This window comes from Streptomyces sp. NPDC058964, from assembly GCF_042741275.1.
Classification (GTDB): Bacteria; Actinomycetota; Actinomycetes; order Streptomycetales; family Streptomycetaceae; genus Streptomyces.
The window spans coordinates 1-16,245 of sequence record NZ_JBHYKH010000036.1; the positions used below are offsets into that span (position 1 = coordinate 1).

16 protein-coding genes and 1 pseudogene are annotated in these 16,245 nt (G+C 71.0%); 6 read left to right on the forward strand and 11 right to left on the reverse strand.

Translation table 11 applies throughout. The annotated features are described in order from the left end of the window. The 5 genes from ACFW2E_RS07240 to ACFW2E_RS07260 all read right to left on the reverse strand — a co-directional run. Positions 1-369, reverse strand: a 369-nt coding sequence (locus ACFW2E_RS07240) for a hypothetical protein (RefSeq protein WP_384462689.1), incomplete at its 3' end; no start/stop codon positions are given. Positions 370-622: 253 nt separating this feature from the next. Beyond that, a complete protein-coding gene (locus ACFW2E_RS07245; protein ID WP_384462692.1) occupies positions 623-1,726 on the reverse strand; it encodes a RimK family alpha-L-glutamate ligase in 1,104 nt (367 codons plus the stop codon). Positions 1,727-2,070: 344 nt separating this feature from the next. Continuing rightward, positions 2,071-3,147: an endonuclease/exonuclease/phosphatase family protein gene (locus ACFW2E_RS07250; protein WP_384462695.1), complete on the reverse strand. Its 1,077-nt coding sequence runs from the start codon at positions 3,145-3,147 to the stop codon at positions 2,071-2,073. A gap of 238 nt (positions 3,148-3,385) precedes the next feature. Further along, entirely contained in the window at positions 3,386-5,707 is a 2,322-nt protein-coding gene (locus ACFW2E_RS07255; protein ID WP_384462697.1) for a transglycosylase domain-containing protein, read from the reverse strand. A 224-nt stretch (positions 5,708-5,931) separates the two neighbouring features. Next, positions 5,932-6,426, reverse strand: a complete 495-nt coding sequence (locus ACFW2E_RS07260) for a DUF1877 family protein (RefSeq protein WP_384462700.1) — start codon at positions 6,424-6,426, stop codon at positions 5,932-5,934. A 110-nt stretch (positions 6,427-6,536) separates the two neighbouring features. Here ACFW2E_RS07260 and ACFW2E_RS07265 point away from each other — a divergent pair, with 110 nt between their 5' ends. From ACFW2E_RS07265 to ACFW2E_RS07285, 5 genes and pseudogenes are all read left to right on the forward strand, one after another. Then, positions 6,537-6,926: a hypothetical protein gene (locus ACFW2E_RS07265; protein WP_384462702.1), complete on the forward strand. Its 390-nt coding sequence runs from the start codon at positions 6,537-6,539 to the stop codon at positions 6,924-6,926. A 407-nt stretch (positions 6,927-7,333) separates the two neighbouring features. After that, a pseudogene (locus ACFW2E_RS07270) lies at positions 7,334-7,965 on the forward strand (RNA polymerase sigma factor). A gap of 87 nt (positions 7,966-8,052) precedes the next feature. Further along, entirely contained in the window at positions 8,053-8,595 is a 543-nt protein-coding gene (locus ACFW2E_RS07275) for a hypothetical protein (protein ID WP_384462705.1), read from the forward strand. Between the two features lies 1 nt (position 8,596). Next, positions 8,597-8,941, forward strand: coding sequence for a MerR family transcriptional regulator (locus ACFW2E_RS07280; RefSeq protein WP_384462708.1), 345 nt, complete (start codon positions 8,597-8,599; stop codon positions 8,939-8,941). Between the two features lie 456 nt (positions 8,942-9,397). Further along, the gene (locus tag ACFW2E_RS07285) at positions 9,398-9,682 is read left to right on the forward strand and encodes a hypothetical protein (protein ID WP_384462711.1); all 285 of its coding nucleotides are present in this window, start codon (positions 9,398-9,400) and stop codon (positions 9,680-9,682) included. A gap of 323 nt (positions 9,683-10,005) precedes the next feature. On the opposite strand, the gene ACFW2E_RS07290 is transcribed toward ACFW2E_RS07285, so the two are convergent. The 6 genes from ACFW2E_RS07290 to ACFW2E_RS07315 all read right to left on the reverse strand — a co-directional run bounded on the left by ACFW2E_RS07290 (position 10,006) and on the right by ACFW2E_RS07315 (position 15,209). Beyond that, positions 10,006-10,527: a DinB family protein gene (locus ACFW2E_RS07290; RefSeq protein WP_384462715.1), complete on the reverse strand. Its 522-nt coding sequence runs from the start codon at positions 10,525-10,527 to the stop codon at positions 10,006-10,008. 73 nt (positions 10,528-10,600) lie between these two features. Continuing rightward, positions 10,601-11,416 carry a hypothetical protein gene (locus ACFW2E_RS07295; RefSeq protein ID WP_384462718.1) on the reverse strand — a complete coding sequence of 272 codons (816 nt, stop codon included), beginning with the start codon at positions 11,414-11,416 and terminating at the stop codon, positions 10,601-10,603. 327 nt (positions 11,417-11,743) lie between these two features. Beyond that, complete coding sequence (locus ACFW2E_RS07300) at positions 11,744-12,547, reverse strand: calcium-binding protein (protein WP_384462721.1); 804 nt, start codon at positions 12,545-12,547, stop codon at positions 11,744-11,746. Between the two features lie 66 nt (positions 12,548-12,613). After that, positions 12,614-13,024, reverse strand: coding sequence for a hypothetical protein (locus ACFW2E_RS07305; protein WP_384462724.1), 411 nt, complete (start codon positions 13,022-13,024; stop codon positions 12,614-12,616). Between the two features lie 287 nt (positions 13,025-13,311). After that, on the reverse strand, positions 13,312-13,986 hold the full coding sequence (locus ACFW2E_RS07310) for a response regulator (protein ID WP_384462727.1): 675 nt from the start codon (positions 13,984-13,986) through the stop codon (positions 13,312-13,314). Continuing rightward, positions 13,983-15,209 (reverse strand): sensor histidine kinase, encoded by a 1,227-nt coding sequence (locus ACFW2E_RS07315; RefSeq protein ID WP_384462730.1) that lies wholly within the window; start codon positions 15,207-15,209, stop codon positions 13,983-13,985. Before ACFW2E_RS07315 ends, ACFW2E_RS07310 begins: the two co-directional genes overlap by 4 nt. A gap of 265 nt (positions 15,210-15,474) precedes the next feature. Between ACFW2E_RS07315 and ACFW2E_RS07320 the strand changes: the two genes are divergently transcribed. Then, a complete protein-coding gene (locus ACFW2E_RS07320) occupies positions 15,475-16,230 on the forward strand; it encodes an ABC transporter ATP-binding protein (protein WP_384462733.1) in 756 nt (251 codons plus the stop codon). Positions 16,231-16,245 lie beyond the last annotated feature (15 nt).

Here is a 16,245-nt window from a genome sequence, read left to right on the forward strand (position 1 = left end):
GCGCATGAGCGCGGCGAGCAGGAGGGGGTGCTGGATCAGCGGCTCTTCCCGCTGCTCACGACGGCGCATCAGCGCGGCCAGGAGAAGCGGGTGCTCGATGATGGACTCTTCGCCGCGCTCCTCACCACGCCGGCGCATGAGCGCGGCGAGCAGGAGGGGGTGCTGGATCAGCGGCTCTTCCCGCTGCTCACGACGGCGCATCAGCGCGGCCAGGAGAAGCGGGTGCTGGATGATCGGCTCCTCATCGCGATCCTCGCGACGGGCCAGCATCGCTGCCAGCAGGAGCGGACCGAAGGCGGATTCCTCACCGAACTCTTCTTGGCCTGCCTCGGCCTTTTCACGAGTGGGAGTCTCCGTCGTTGCCGTCATGGTTCCCTCTTTCTTTGACGCATGACTACAGCGGAGCGGTCAGCCTTCACGAGGACCGCGCTCCGCTCTTCATCGCCATCGTCCGGGTGCGGAACGCCGATCGCATTTCGATCATGCACCACATGGCGGCAAAGCTCCGGAAATCGCGCGCAATCCGAATGCGGAGGTTATGGACGAAGTACAAGAGGGTATGGGCGCAGTTCCGACCCGCCGCGCGAGGTGCGGGACGCGGGCGACGTCATCGGCACCGCGCCTAGGCACGCTGCCGCACACCGCTCGGTGTTCCGGGTTCTTCCCGGCCGGCAAGGGATCGGCCCGGACCCGCCTGGAGCGCCGTCCTGGGCCGGCTCCCACGCGTGGGTGCCTCCGGTCCCCCGGAACCGTTCCCGCTCAGGTCACCGACCAGTTCGCCTACGAGCGCGAAGAGTTCATGGCCGAGGGAGCGCCCTGCGGCAGCGAAGAGTTCGGGGTACAGACCGGGGAAGGTGTTCTCGTCCACGATGACGGGCCGTCCCTCACTCACGATCAGGTCGAAGCCGACCAGGGGCAGGCCCAGCGCCTGCTGGGCGAGCTGGGCGAGTCGGGCGAGTGGCGCAGGGACATCGCAGCCGTCCACATCCCCGCCGATCCCCTCCGGGTCGTACACCTTCCAGACGTCGTCGGCCAGGCGGGTGAAGCGGTGGCTGCGCTTGCGATAGCCGTACATCAGCGAGCCGTTGACGAGGGTGGTGCCGAACCAGTCCGCGGAGCCACCGCTGGGACAGATCCGCTCCAGGAGGTAGGTGCCCTCCGTGGCGGCCGCGAGGGTGTATTCCAGATAGCCCGCCAGGTCACGCAGGGTCGTGAAGTCCTCAACCAGCAGGACCCCTTGTCCGTAGGCGCCGAGCCGGGGTTTCAGCATGGCGCGGCCCCACTCCGCGAGGACGGGGGCCGCGGCTTCCGTGTTGTGACGGCCGATGAGGATCGTGTCGGGGACCGGGAGGCCTGCCCGGGACAGCCGCAGGTGTGCCCGGTACTTGTCGAGGCCGGTCGAAAAGCGTGCCGGATCGGGGACGACGGGGAGGTCCAGGCTGAGCGTGCGCAGGGCCTCGAGCGTGTAGCCGCCGGGGTCGCGGGCCATCCAGGCGTGCCAGACGTAGAGGTCGAGCTCGTTGAGGCAGACCTCACCGCAGTACACCTTGCCGTTGCGGATGCAGGAGCGGCGGATGTCCAGGCCGTGCAGGAACTCCACGTCCTTCAGACCCGGCAGCAGTTCCATCAACAGGGCCTGGTCGTCGGCCGGAATCCTGCCGACCTCACCGCGCGCACCGCGCGGCGCGGCCCCGCCGAGGGAGGCGGGTGGCAGGAAGGTGCCCACTCTCAGCACGGGGGTGTGCCGTGCCGGGAGACGTGGGGCAGCGGTCGCGGCGGGTCCGGCCGGAGACTCCCGCCGTTGCGTGGTTCCATCTGCCTGCGCATCATCAGCATCTCCGCCGTCCGGGCGCGGTCCACGGCGTGCCGTCGCGCGGGCCTGGTCCGTTCCCGCGCGGCGCCGGCTGGGAGCGCAGCCCTTCACGACGCGTTCCCACCCTGTCTTCAGCCCAGCACATCTCGCCGACGGCCGCATCTCGGCGACTCGGCGGCGCCGAGCGGCGTACCGCGTCGCCCGGTTGGCCCTGCGCCGGCGCATCCCGCAAGCCTGCGACCCGCACGGCGTTCGCTTCAACGCTGCCTGAGACGCAGCGCTACCGACAGGCCGGCGTGATCGGACGGCCACAGTCCGTTGGGTGTCCGGTCGTTCACCCGATCTCCGATCACTTCGGCGGCGACCGCCTGCAGCCGCGAGGGCTGGTAGAAGACGTGATCGATGCGTTCGTCCAGCTTCGACGGCAGGTTGCGCAGATCGGGGTCCTGGTGGGCGGTGAATCCGCCCCCGGGACCGTGCACGACCTGCCACGCATCGTCGTAGCCACCGGTGGTGAACGTGCCGTACGGGCCCGTCGCGTCGGTGGGCGGGGAGTTGAAGTCACCGACCGCGGCAACCGGGTACGGCGACTGTGCCAGTGCGGTGTGCAGCTCGTTGCCCTGGGCGTTTCGGATCGGCGGCGCGGCCGGCTCCAGATGTGTGGTGGCCACCCGTACCGTCTCCGGATGCCCATTGGTCTGCCGGCCCTTGCCCTCGCTCTTGGCGAGGTCGACGTCCACCGCCGACCAGCCGCGGGGGATGGTGAAGGTGAGACCGGTCGGGGTCGTGACGACCAGCTTGGCCGCATAGAGGTGCGACTGCGGATTCGTCGCCCGGACCCCGCCTTCCACCAGGATCGCGTCACGGTCCGTGAAGCTCGCCTTTTCGGTGGCGCTGATCGGCAGGGTGGCGCTGAAGGTCGTGTCGATCGCGGCGGCGTTGTAGTGGAGACCGGCCGCGCGCAGCTCCCGGAGCAGGATGTTCAGGAAGTCATAGGTGGTGTGGAGTGAGCCGTTCAGTGGTCCCTTCGCCCACAGGGCGACTTCCTGCAGGCCGATCACCGCGGGGTGTTCCCGTTGCAGCAGGCGGGAGAGCGCTCGGGCACGGGACGGGAAGTCGGTGGCGACCACTTGGTCATAGGCGATACCGGCCCGTCTGACGAGTTCCTCAGGGGTGGGGGCGGTGAGCAGCGGCGTGAGGTCGGCGCCCTGATAGATGTTGTAGGTGGCGACCTTGAGCTGCCGTGCGGGATCGGCCTGAGCGGGGGCAGCCAGGCCGAGCACGGCAGCCACCAGGCCCGCGACGACGAAGAGTGCCGTCATCCTGCGTGTCAATGCGCTCTCCTTCTCGTACGATCACCAAGCCGTATGAACATGCAGATATCAGTACGAGAGAGCCAAAGGTGTGAGCCACCACTCGTGATCACCCGTTTCCCGCGGCGGATCACCCTTTAAGCGGCTGCGGGGTGTCCGAACCGTGCCGCCTTGGAAGCGCACCACGACGGACGCCGCCCAGGCCCTCGCCCGTGTGACCCGGCACCACCGACCCGCACGCACACCCCGGCCGGCCGGGTCAGCGGCACTTGTGGTGACGGCACTTGACGCGGGCGGTCGGGCCGGTCTGCCCGGCATTGTCCCCGGGGCTCGTCCTGCTGCGGTGCTTGTCTCCGTTCTGGCCGCCGTGCTTGGACGGGGACGGGGAGGACGAGGGAGCGCCCGGCTCGTCGGCGCCGCGGCCCAGGGAGGCGGGCGCGGGGAAGGGGGTGTCGGGCAGTCCGGCGAGGGCGCCGCGCATGTACCGGGTCCAGATCTCGGTGGGGATGTCACCGCCGAACACCTTCTGCAGGCCGCCGACGCCCACCAGCGACTGGAGCTGCGGGTGCTTCGGGTCCTCCTTGAAGAGCACCACGGAGGTGGCGAGTTGCCGGGTGTAGCCGACGAACCAGGCCGAGCGGTAGTCGTCGGTGGTGCCGGTCTTGCCCGCCGCGGTCCTGCCGAGAGCCTGGGCCTTGGTGCCGGTGCCCCGGGCGATGACGCCCCGCAGGACGTCGGTCACGTTGTCGGCGACCGGCGCCGGCAGGGCCCGTACGGCGGCGGGAGCGGTGAAGCCGGGCCGCGCCGAGCCGTTGTGGGTCACCTTCGTCACCGAGTACGGGGTGGCCTGCATCCCTTCGGCGGCGAACGTCGCGTACACCCCCGCCATGCGAATGGCGCTCGGTGTGGACGTGCCGATGTAGAAGCCGGCGCTGGGGCCGGCGAGGCTGTTCGGGCGCAGGCCGAGGGACTGGGCCGTGTCCGCCACGTTCCGGTAGCCGACGTCCTCTCCCAGCTGCACGTACGGCGTGTTGACCGACTGCTCCATCGCCTTGCGAAGGGAGATGTAGCCCCAGCGCCGGTCGGTGTCGTTGTGCTGGTGGAGGAGCCCCGTGGGGTCCTTGGTGTCGGTGACGTAGTTGCCCTGCTGGTCCTTGATCCTGATGCCGTCGTCGCCGTTGAACCTGCTGGTCGGCGTGATCTTCTCCGCGGACTCGCCCGGTCGCAGGACGGCACCGTGCTGGAGCGCTGCCGCGAGGACGATGGGCTTGAAGGTCGATCCCACCGGCACACCGGAGGTGTCGGCGTTGTCGGAGTAGTGGGCGTGGTCGAAGCCCGGTCCGCCGTAGACGGCGAGGATCCGGCCGGTGGCGGGTTCCACCGAGGCGGCACCCACCTGTACGCCCCGGTCCACGGACCGGTGGGCGGGGTCGAGACGCTGCTTGCGTACCGCGGCTACGGCCTTGGCCAGTTCGGCCGTCCTCTTGCGGTCGAAGGTGGTGTGGATCTGGTAGCCGCCCCTGCTCAGGCTGCTGTCGGTGACGGTCCGGTCGTGTGTCTGGACGTACGACCGGGCGAGCTGGACCAGGTATCCGGTCTCGCCCGTCAGCCCCGAACCGGGGCTCCATTTCTTCGGGGCGGGGAATCCGGCGGCCGCGTACCGCGCCCGCTGCCGGGGCGTCAGCCTGCCGATGTCCACCATCCGGTCGAGCACCCAGGACCAGCGCGCCTCGGCCTTCTTCCGGGCGGCGGGATCGGAGTCCGCGCGCTGGAAGAGGCTCGGCTCGTTGACCGCCGCGGCGAGGAAGGCTCCCCGGCTGACGTCGAGCTTGTCCACCGGAACGCCGTAGTACGCGCGGGAGGCGGCCTGGATGCCGTTGGCCTGACGGCCGAAGAAGCAGGTGTTCAGGTATCCCTGGAGGATCTGCTCCTTGCTCATGGCGGCGCCGATCTTGGTGGAGATCAGCAGTTCCTTGAACTTGCGCGAGACCGTCTGCGACTGATCCAGGTAGGTGTTCTTGACGAACTGCTGGGTGATCGTCGATCCGGACTGGACGGAGCCGCCCTCGGCCATGTCGACGACGGCGCGGAGGATGCCCTTCGGGTCGATGCCCGGGTCGGTGTAGAAGGAGGCGTTCTCCGCGGCGATGAAGTCCCACCGCACGTCGGCGGGTACCCGCGAGAGCGTCACGTTCTGCCGGTTGACGCGGCCGTCGGTCGCCAGGACCGTGCCGTCCGACCAGTAGTAGACGTTGTTCTGCAGCAGGGTGGTGGGATTCGGGTCGGGGATGGTGACCGTGGCGTAGGCATAGCCGACGGCCGCTGCCGTGCCGCCGATGAAGAGCGTGAAGAGCGCGAGCAGCTGGCGCAGCGAGGGCAGCCAGCGGCGAGGGCCCGTCCTGGTCCGGCGCGGGTAGTCGATCCAACGTTTCTTCCGGGGTGCCCTTCTGCGGGCACGGCCCGGCAGGTCCTGCCGGGGTTCCGGGTCTCGCCGTGCGGCCCGGCGGCTCGTGGAACGGTCACCCCCGGCACGCGTGCCGCCGTTGAGGCGCTGCGGCGGCCGGCGCCGGTGTCCGCTCATGAGCTCCGATCACTGTCCTCTCGCGTACGACCGCGGCGTCCCGTGCGGTCCGGGATGCCGGAAGGCGCGACGAGGACAGGCCGAAGCCAGGCCGCCCCGACACGGTCCTCCATGGAAAGAGCGAACGCGGCCGGAAGTGTTACACCTTGGCCCCACAGAAAGGGCCAAGTCGGCTGAAAAGGGTCAGCCGAACAAGGGGTGACCGGTCGTATGGCCGGTGCGCCTCAGGCCGCCAGCCACTTCACCACGGCGTCGCCGCGCTCGGCCGTCCGCGCGTAGAACGCGCTCAGCTCCCGGTGCGCCGCCGCGAACGTGCCCCAGACGCGGGGCTCCGCGGTCACACCGCCGTAGCGCGGCAGCAGTTCGTCGCGGGCGAAGGCCCACAGGGCGTCGAAGTCGGCGGTCGCCAGGAATCCGGCCACCCGGCGGGCCTGGGCCGCGGTGAGCACGAGGAACGGCGGCTTGCGCCGGTCGGGGCGGAACACCGGGCGGCCGCCCAGGACCACCTGGGCCTGGGGCCGGTCCTCCGCGCGGTGCCGGGCAGCGCCCCGGTAGATGCGCTCCTGGTCGAGATAGCGCTCGCCCAGCGCTTCCTCGCCGTGCCGGCCGGCACGGAGCCGCGCGGCCGCCGGCTCCTCCTCGAACATGCGCTCGATCCAGGTCGCGCTGTTGCGCAGCGCCGGGGGCGGAACCGCTCGCAGACGGAGGTGGGTGCTCATGCCGGAAGGAGCGCACGGAGGTGCCGATGCGTCACGCCCCACGACGGATCGCGTCCCGGCGATCTCCGGAACCGGGTGACGGATCGGCCGCCGACCTCGCTCTTCCCGGTGTGACGACGGAACAGGAGACGAGACCCCTCGCTGCGGCCAGGCCGGTGCGGTGGGCGGCGGACACGGTGGCGACGATGCGGGAGGGGGCGCGGCTGCGCCTCGACTACTCGGCGTCGAGCCTGTGGTGCGTCGACCGGATGATCGACGACCTGCGCCGGGAGGAGACGCCCTACGCCGCGGTGGAACGCGTGCTGCGCGGTTTCGGGGCGTACGCCGGCGAGGTGATCGTCCGCCAGGCGGGCGCCGAGTGGTGGACGGCGGAGGGCGGACACCGGATCCGCACGGCCGACGGACGGCTGTGGGATCCCATCGACGAGGCCCACCGCTGCTTCACCGGGGACGGCTCGCTGCGGCTGCTGTGCCGCGACGCGACGGCGGGCACGCCCTGACACCGGGACCGCCCGCCGCGCCGGTGCGATTACGCCCCTTCCCTCTCCGCGCCGCCCGCGGGGGGAGTCCGGAGGCGCACGGAGTGCGGTCCGGCAGGTGGTGGGCAGTGATGTGCCGGCGTCCTGGGGGGCGGTCGCCCTCACCACACGGTGCCGGACCCGGTGCTCCCCCGGGGCGCGGCCGACCGGGAACGTCACCCGGCCGGAGCCGGGCCGGTCGCGCGCCGCCGCAGCGTGCGCCCGGCGCAGGCTGCGGCGTGAGGGGCGGCTGGTGCGTTGTGAGGGGCGGCCGGTGCGTTGTGACACTTCCGTGAGCGCGTGCGCTGGTCTCCACGGGGCCGTAGAGGCGGCACGAGCGCGACGGAGGGCGCGGAGTCGCGATGAACACGGTGCGAACGAGGACGGTCTTGGGCCAGGTACGGCAACCCAGGCGCGTGCAGGAGTACGACGGGGACCTGGGGGCGGCGGTCGCGCGCGCCCAGGACGGCGACGAGTCCGCCTTCGCGGCCGCCTACCGGATCGTGCAGCCGGGCCTGCTCGGCTATCTGCGCGGAATCGTCGGGGACGACGCGGAGGACGTGGCGTCCGACGCCTGGCTGGAGATAGCCCGCGACCTCGGACGCTTCAAGGGGGACGGGGCCGGTTTCCGCGGCTGGACCGCGACCATCGCCCGGCACCGGGCGCTGGACCACCTGCGCCGCCAGCGGGTGCGGCCCCGCGCGGGCGGGACCGAGCAGGACGTACTGGACCTGGCAGCCCCGCACAGCACCCACGATCAGGCCCTGGAGTCCCTCTCCACCGAGCGCGCCCTGGAACTGGTCCGCGGGCTGCCGCGGGACCAGGCCGAGGCCGTGCTCCTGCGGGTCGTCGTCGGCCTGGACGGGCCCGCCGCCGCACGCGTCCTCGGCAAGCGCCCGGGAGCGGTGCGCACCGCTGCCCACCGGGGCCTGAAACGCCTCGCACGCCAGCTGGGTGTCGACGGCGGGCCGGGAGACATGTGACGGATGAGGCTTCCCGAACGCTGGGGGAGTCGAAATGAACAACAACGACGACAGTGTGCCGACGTACAGGCACCAGGTCCGAACATCGGACGAATCGAATCTGTCGGACACGAACGGATACGGACATGGGTGAACGGCTGAGCGGCGACGGAACCGGCCGTCGACGTGTGCGCCCGGGTGACGCCCCGTCCGGCCCGTGGGACGTGCAGGACACCGCGCTGGAGACGGCGCTGGAGACGGCGCTGGAGACGGCGCTGGCCGGCGCCGTACGCGCGGTCGCTCTCGATCCCGAGGCCGAGCGGCGGGCCCTGGCCGCCTTCCGGGCCGCCCGCGACACGGGTGTGCACCGCGCGCGGACCAGGCGCCGCGACGACTGGCGGGTGCCGGCGGAGCGGCGTGCCCGGCGCCCCGTGAGACTGACCTTCGGTGTGGCGTTCGCCGGCCTCGCCCTGGGTGGTGTCGCGGTCGCGGCCGTCGGTTCCGTCGGCCCGTCCACGGACGGTGCCGGTGGCGGCCGGGAAACCGGGCACCCGTCGGCCACCGCTCCGGGCCGGGCGGGCGGTGGGGCGCGGCGGGCGGGCCCCCCCCCCCGCCGCGGCCCGAGCCGGGGGGGGCCCCGCCGCCCCCCCCCCCCCGCCCCCCCTCGACTGCGTTGCACAGCGAGGTGACATGACAGCGGACAACCCTCTTGATGATCGTCTGGATGACGACGACTACCCCGCATACACGATGGGTCGGGCAGCCGAGATGCTCGGAACCACCCCAGGCTTCCTCCGAGCCGTCGGTGAGGCTCGCCTGATCACTCCGCTCCGCTCGGAGGGAGGACATCGCCGATACTCCCGCTACCAACTGCGGATTGCCGCTCGTGCCCGCGAGCTCGTCGACAGGGGGACTCCGATCGAGGCTGCCTGCCGCATCGTCATCCTTGAGGACCAGCTCGAGGAAGCTCAGCGCATCAATGAGGAGTACCGTCGCGCCACGAGTGAGGCGGCGGGCAGTTCCGGTTCCGGCTGATCACGCGGGCGCGGGCCGTATCCGCCCGCACCGCGAGGAACCGGTCCACGCTCGCCGGCATCAGCATCTGCCACTCGTCCGCGCGGAACGCGGCGAAGAGACCCGCCTCAGTTCCTGCGAACCACGCCCTCGTCCGTGCTCTGCGCCTTGCGACGCCGAACGCGAGAGTCCCGGGCGATCGCGGCAGCCGTTCGCGTCGCAGGGGCACACTCCACCGGAAGGGCTGGGCACTTGCGAAGGTCCCCTCGGGCTGGTCGGCGTAAACAGCGGTGGCAAACGCAGAGCCCGTGCACGCAAGCGCTTCGGCCGACGTCCTTCGAAGCCATGCCCACCGAGCTGTGCCATGCGCCGGATCCTTGCGCGCGTCCCAGACCTCAGCGCTCCGTCGTCGCGACCGCTGGTGGCAAGGTGGCGAATCCCGTCTGTCCATGTCGTGCATCAATAGGAGGTGTAGTCGTGAACAGGACTGTGATCGACCTCGACGATCAGCTGGTCGCGGACGTGGCCAAGGCCCTCGGCCCCGGCACCAGCACCAGCACCAGCACCAGCACCAGCACCAGCACCAGCACCAGCACCAGCACCAAGAAGGACACGGTGAACACCGCGCTGCGCGAGGTGCTGGAGGACCGGCGGTGCGCTCTGGCTACTGGACCGCCGACCGAGCTCAGCCGAGCACAGTGCCGTTCGCGCACGTGCTCTGCCCACCGGTCATCGCGGCCCGTGCCCACAGCGTGCCCGTAAGAGCGGACAACCACGGTCAGCAGCGGTGCGATCGGATCCGCAGCACCACCCGAGCACACGGCATCTGTGCACGTCAGAGGCATATGGTCCGCCCGAGCTCCGTCGCTTCCCAAGCTGAGAGCGCGAGTTCGATTCTCGTCACCCGCTCCACGACTAAGGCCCAGGTCAGAGACCCGGGCCTTTGTGCTGTCCTCGGTGATCACTCGCCGCGTGCCCGCCGATCACCGGGCCGTCGGGGCGGGTGACCGCATGGGAGTGGACGGCACCCCGCTTCCTCTGCTCGGCGACCTTGGCGAAGGACATGCGGGCGTGGACGTCCCCGCTCAGTCAGGCGGGGTCAGCGTGAGCTGGGCACGGTGGAAGCCGAAGTGCTGCGTGGGGTAACGGTAGACATCGGCCAGGGTCATCACGTCCTTGAAGAACGGGTCCCAGCGCGTCGGAAACCGCATCATGCGCGCCAACTCGGCTTCTGGCTCGGCGTCCAAGCGGCGGTGTAGGGCCGCGACAGTGCGGTCGAACTGCGCACCCATGCGGCGGTGGTTGAAAACCCGCGCACCGCCCACCGCCCCGAGATGGTTGATCACGTCGAACGGGCGGGTGGACGCGTCGAGCAAACGAGACCAAGCACCACTCACGCCCAGAGGAAGGCGGCCGAACAGGCGTACCAATGGAAGCAGCGCCCGCACGACCATGTAGCCGAAGAGCATGTGATAGAGCAGCTGCTCGTTGTTCCATCGCGTCCCCTGGCTCGGGCGGCGCAGGTCCTCGGCCGTGGCGGCGTCCAAGAGCCGATGGAACGCCACGCTCGCCTGGCGCAGCTCGTCATGAACGACTTGCCGGTCCATTCGCCCCTCCTGCCCGGCCACCGTGCACCGCCCCATGATGAGGCCTACCGGGCGGCCGAGACCAGGTTCGAGCTTACGTTTCTGGGCCGTCTCCGGGCCGTGAAAGGGCACCTGGGCTGATCCACTTGGCCCAGTCCTCGACGTATTCGGCGGTGACCGGCGTGACCGGCGTGCCTGCCGGGTGGGCGGATGCGACGGTCCTGAACCTCCCCCGCAGAATACGTAGGGGCTCTCCCGGCATCGGTTCTCCTGCCGGGATCCGAACCACCTCGCAGGTTGGCTCCCCGGGGCCGCCGAGCAGATAGTTCCCGCCCGCCGGCAGTTCGTGGTGGGCGACGGAGACCGAGAGGCTCTCCGACCGCGCGGAGCCGATCCGTTCCGTCAGCGTCATCGTGGGTGCCCCAGGTTCAACGCTGATCAGGTAACCGCCACGCGCGGACTCGTCATCATCCTCCTCGTCGCCGACCGGGACGTATCCGATGAACCCGGCTCGGTCGTTGGTGGCACCTTGTCGCCGCAGATGCGGAGGGACCAGGCAACGGGGCCTGCCCGCCGTAGCGATCGCGACGACTGTCGAAGCGCCGGCCGTCGTGCCGGCCAGCAGGACGAGCAGCACGGTCGCCGACACCACCGACAGGTGCTGGTTCACGCCACCGATGCCATGGGTGGCGTTGAGATGTTCAACGGTTCCGATGAGTGCGCCGAGGAAGTACGAGAACGCTCCCAGCGGGAGCAGTACTCGCTCAGTGCCCTCCCACATGTCCCGGGTGTGGGTCGCCGAGCGGGACCGGGCGGAAGCCTGCATGCGCCAACTACTCAGACCGCGCCGCACCAGCATCGTCCCGACGCCGAAGCAGAGCAGGACGACGAGCACTGTCATGACAAGCATGTGTGCCACCCATGGAGATGTCGGATTCCGCGTCGGACGCTCGCTGGTCAGAGCATCGTCGGAAGAGGCGGTTCGGGGCGAAGCAGACCGGCCGGGGCTGCCCGGGCACGGCCGGGCGGGTTGGATGAGGCGGACCGGTGCCGGGGCCATAACCTGCGGCCGGTGCGGATGCCGTACAGCGGCGAAGTACAGCAACCGTCTTGCGCGAAGGGGAGTGGCGTGGATCAGTGGTGGGCAGCAGTTCCCGCCCTCGCTCGCCTGCAGGAGAGCGAGGGCGCTCTTGTCTGATCGCCGTGCGAGCGTGAGCGGTCGAGAGCGACGTCCGGGTTACTGCACGTCCACGAAGTCGCCGGTCGCCTTGACCGCCGGGGTGGTGGAGGTGCCTGCGAAGTTCCAGCGCCAGTAGCCGTCTTCCGACGCGGGGACCGTGGTCGTCAGGTTGCCGGTGCTGGAGGTGTACACGGTCTTGATGGTCGTGTAGGTCGTGGTGCCGGCCTTGCGGAACTGGAGCTTGACCGGCTGGTTGGTGTAGCCGCGGTAGTCGAGGTTGTCCCAGTCGGCCCGGGTGAGCTTGCCGGTGACGGTGAGGGTCCCGCCGTTGGCGACCGGCTCCGGGCCTGCGTTCACGGTGAGTTTGGAGTGCCGCTGCAGACGGGTCGTGGTGTAGCTCGCCGATTGGGTCCAGCTGTCGTCATTGGCCACGCCCTGCACACTGACCTTCCAGGTGCCGGCGTGGGCGTTGGTGAGCGCGGTGCCGCCGTACTTCCAGTCCGGTTCGAGGGAGAACGTCTGCGAGCAGGTGGAGGTGGTGGCACTCGAGGCGACGCAGTCCGCATGGCTGTAGTACTGGTTCGACACGATGCGGTCGTCGTAGGTCTCGTAGGGGTTCGCACCATCCGGTCCACGCCACAGGACGAAGTCCGCGTCCTGGATGCCCGACGGGTGGGTGAAGGTCCCTGAAACCGTGATCGTCTCGGCGTAGAGATCGACCACGATGTTCTTGCCACCGTCGAAGGAGACATTGCTTATCTGGACGTCGGTCTGGGTCTCGTCCGCGTAGGCACCGGGGACGGCGAAGCCGGCCAGCGCGGCGACGGCGCTGAGCAGGGCAAAGGCAGCGCGCTTGCGCATGTGTCTCCTTCACAGAGAAAAGAGTGGGAACCCGCCGAGCGGGAACGGCGGGGCAGTCGAAGCCGGTCAGGGGCCGGTGACGGACTTGATCGTGTACGGGAGGCCCTCCTGCTGCCGGATCGCCGTGAACCGGGCGGTGGAGCGAGTGTCGGCCTGGGGTGTCCGGCCGTCCGATGTGGGCGTCTTCGTGGTGCCGAAGGGGCGGGAACGGCCGTTCAGGCGGGCGCTGGTCCGGGCGCGGCTGTACGGGGGCGTCGACGCGGGGACGACCGTGCGGAAGACCGACGTGCCGTCGCCGTCTCCGAGGGCGAGGTCGGGCCGGTCGCCGACCGGCAGGAGCTCGTCGCCGACAGGTCGCCGGCCGGCCAGGCCGGCGGGGCGTCGCCCGGACAGTCGGCCGGGACCTGAAGCGGGTCGGAGGCGGACCAGCCCGGCGCCGACACGTCGCGTCGCCGTCCACGCCGCCTCCGCGTTCATGGCCGTCGTCGCGGTGGCCTCGCTCCCGGCCGCCGCGGCGGCACAAGCCCCCGCAAGAACACGGCACTTCAGCGAACGCCGATGACGTGCTGCACGCGGAGCCACCCTCATCCCCCTGTTCGTTCCCGTGACTTGGGCACAGCCGTCACACAGGCTGCCCGCAATACCCAGCGCACCTGCATGCTCAAACGTCACGTGCGGTACGGGCGGGCTGACCGGGGCCACCTGTCATCACCCCCGTCCGACACAGCCCCTAGGCGGGCCTCACCCGCCGCCGTGGGACAGGCTCACCGCCCGTCTGCCAGGCCGCTGCGGTGGGCGAAGACGACGAGTTGGGCGCGGTCGCGTGCGCCGACCTTGACCATGGCGCGGTTCACATGGGTCTTGACGGTGGCAGGGCTGAGCACGAGCTGCGTGGCGATCTCGTCGTTGGACAGCCCGGTTGCCACGAGCGTGGTGATCTGCCGTTCGCGCTCGGTGAGCGCGTCAAGACCGCGGCGGGCCGCCTCGTCCAGGGGCTGCGGCGTGGCGGGGGTGGCGAGGAAGCGGCTGATGAGGGTCCTGGTCGCGGCGGGGGACAGCAGTGCGTCGCCGCGGCTGACCGTGCGGACCGCCTGCAGCAGCTCCTCCGCGTCGGCGCTCTTGCCCAGGAAGCCGCTGGCCCCGGCGCGCAGTGCTTCGAAGACGTACTCGTCGATCTCGAAGGTGGTCAGGATCAGGACCTTCACCCCGGCGAGGTCCTCGTCCCCGGTGATCAGCCGGGTCGCCGCGAGGCCGTCCAGGACCGGCATGCGGATGTCCATCAGCACCAGGTCCGCCCGCGCGGTCTTGGCCAGTCGCACCGCCTCGCGCCCGTCACCGGCCTCGCCGACCACCTCCAGGTCCGGCGCCGGCTCGATCAGCGCCTTGAAACCGGTGCGCACCAGGGGCTGGTCGTCGGCGATGACTACTCGGATGGTCATGGCGCGGGCTCCGGGGCGAGGTCGAGGGGCTGGCAGGGCAGGTCCGCGGTCACCCGGAAGGCTCCCCCCGGGCGCGGGCCGGCGGTGAAGTGCCCGCCGAGCGCGAGGACCCGTTCGCGCATGCCGACGATGCCGTGCCGGCCGGCCGGGACCGGGCCCGAGGTCTGGGCACGTCCGCCGACAGCGCGCTCACCTCCGGGGTCGTCGACGGTGATGCGCAGCTCGTGCCGGTCGTAGCGCAGCGTCAGGCGTGCCTGCCGTCGGCCGGAGTGCTTGTAGACGTTGGTCAGTGACTCCTGGATCACGCGGTAGGCGGTGAGATCGGCCGCGGGTGCCAGGGGCACCACCTTGCCGTCGACACGGAAGTCGATGCCCAGTCCGGAGGCGCGCAGCGAGGCGAGGAGCTCGTCGAGGCCGTCCAGTCCGGGCGCGGGGATCGCGGTGGGGGCGACAGGGTCTCCTGGCTGTCGTAGCAAACCGACGGTGTCGCGCAACTCCCCCAGGGCCTTGCGGCTGGCGGACTTCACATGGGCGAGCGCCTCGCTCGCCGCCGCCGTGTCGCTGTCGAGCGCCTGCCCGGCGACGTTCGACTGCACGCTGATGAGCGCGAGATGGTGTCCCACGGCGTCGTGCAGGTCGCGGGCGATGCGCAGCCGTTCCTCGGCGATCCGGCGCCGCGCGTCCAGCTCACGCTCCCGTTCCGCGCGCTCGGCGCGCCGCTCGGCCTCGGCGAGGTAGGCACGGCGGTTGCGGGAGGAGTCGCCGGCCGCGATCGCCAGGCCGCCGAGCGCCATGAACGCCAGGTTCTGCGGGCCCAGCAGTGCCGGCCTGTGCACGGCGTGGACGAGGGCGAGCACAGCCACCGCTGCACAGCCCAGGATCAGGCCGGGGCGGCGTTCGACCAGGTCGGCGACGGTGTACAGGGCGATCAACGGGGCAAGCAGGATCAGCACACCGCTGGTGCTGCCGCTCTCGGCGAGGAACACCTCCGCGGCCCCCGCGCTGGCCGTCAGGACCATCAGCGGGCGACGGCGACGCCCGGCCAGCGCCCCGCAGCCGAGCGCCGCGGCGGTGATCGCCACGGTGCGGTGGCCCCCAGCCACCGCGGAACGCCCCGCGAACGCGGTGAGCAGGGTGGCGGCGAAAACGGCCAGGGCGATTGCCGCGTCCGCCAGGTGCGCATGCCGGCGGGCGGCCTGACGCAGGTGGACGAGGACACTCATGCCTTCACGATAGGCGGCCGCCCGCGGACCGCCGTCGGCCCTGCGCGGCAGCCGGCCGTACCGCGGACGCGGTAGCCGGCCGCCTGACCACCGCGTCCGCGGCAGCCGCTTTTACCGTGGCCGCCCGACGACGCGCGGCGCCCGGCTCGGGAGGGTGATGCCGACGTCCGGTGCCGGGCGTCGAGAGCAAGTCATTTGACGCCTTTGGGAAGGGAAGAACCCCGATGCACGTGACCATTCCGAAGATCCCGCGCCGGCGGACGCGATGAACGGCGGCATCACGATCGACGGCCTGACCAAGCGGTACGGCCGGGTGACCGCCGTCGACGACCTGACCTTCGGCGTCGAGCCCGGGGTGGTGACCGGGTTCCTCGGTCCGAACGGGGCCGGCAAGACCACCACACTGCGCATGCTCCTCGGGCTCGTGACGCCCACCGCGGGCCGGGCCCTGATCGACGGCCGCCACTACGCCGAGTTGACGGAGCCGAGGCGGGTGGTCGGTGCGGTGCTGGAGGCAACCGGGTTCCACCCCGGCCGACGCGGCCGCGACCACCTGCGGATCCTCGCCCAGGCAGGGGGCATCCCGGGCTCGCGGATCGAGGAGGTGCTGGACCGCGTCGCGCTGGCCGGTGCCGCGCACCGGCGGGTGGGCGGCTACTCCCTCGGCATGCGCCAGCGGCTCGGCCTGGCCGCGGCCCTGCTCGGCGACCCGAAGGTGCTCGTCCTGGACGAGCCCGCCAACGGGCTGGACCCCGCGGGCATGGCCGATCTGCGGGATCTGCTGCGCGGTCTGGCCGAAGAGGGCCGCACGGTACTGATGTCCAGCCATGTGCTGAGCGAGGTGGCGCAGACCGTGGACCGTGTGGTCATCGTGGCGGGCGGCACGCTGCGTTACGCGGGCCCGCTGGCCGAGCTGACCGCAGCGAAGGGGGAGACGCTGGAAGCCGCGTTCCTCCGGCTGACGTCGAACCCGGACACCGACCCCGCGACCGGCGCCACGACGGCGTCCGCCCGCCCCTGAGCGCGAGGAACGAAC

What these genes read in the sequence shown, in the direction of transcription:
- ACFW2E_RS07255 (WP_384462697.1), bottom strand. Translation starts at nt 5,707, where the DNA reads ATGAGCGGACACCGGCGCCGGCCGCCGCAGCGCCTCAACGGCGGCACG.
- ACFW2E_RS07260 (WP_384462700.1), bottom strand. Translation starts at nt 6,426, where the DNA reads ATGAGCACCCACCTCCGTCTGCGAGCGGTTCCGCCCCCGGCGCTGCGC.
- ACFW2E_RS07275 (WP_384462705.1), top strand. Translation starts at nt 8,053, where the DNA reads ATGGGTGAACGGCTGAGCGGCGACGGAACCGGCCGTCGACGTGTGCGC.
- ACFW2E_RS07280 (WP_384462708.1), top strand. Translation starts at nt 8,597, where the DNA reads ATGACAGCGGACAACCCTCTTGATGATCGTCTGGATGACGACGACTAC.
- ACFW2E_RS07290 (WP_384462715.1), bottom strand. Translation starts at nt 10,527, where the DNA reads ATGGACCGGCAAGTCGTTCATGACGAGCTGCGCCAGGCGAGCGTGGCG.
- ACFW2E_RS07295 (WP_384462718.1), bottom strand. Translation starts at nt 11,416, where the DNA reads ATGCTTGTCATGACAGTGCTCGTCGTCCTGCTCTGCTTCGGCGTCGGG.
- ACFW2E_RS07300 (WP_384462721.1), bottom strand. Translation starts at nt 12,547, where the DNA reads ATGCGCAAGCGCGCTGCCTTTGCCCTGCTCAGCGCCGTCGCCGCGCTG.
- ACFW2E_RS07305 (WP_384462724.1), bottom strand. Translation starts at nt 13,024, where the DNA reads ATGAACGCGGAGGCGGCGTGGACGGCGACGCGACGTGTCGGCGCCGGG.
- ACFW2E_RS07310 (WP_384462727.1), bottom strand. Translation starts at nt 13,986, where the DNA reads ATGACCATCCGAGTAGTCATCGCCGACGACCAGCCCCTGGTGCGCACC.
- ACFW2E_RS07315 (WP_384462730.1), bottom strand. Translation starts at nt 15,209, where the DNA reads ATGAGTGTCCTCGTCCACCTGCGTCAGGCCGCCCGCCGGCATGCGCAC.
- ACFW2E_RS07320 (WP_384462733.1), top strand. Translation starts at nt 15,475, where the DNA reads ATGAACGGCGGCATCACGATCGACGGCCTGACCAAGCGGTACGGCCGG.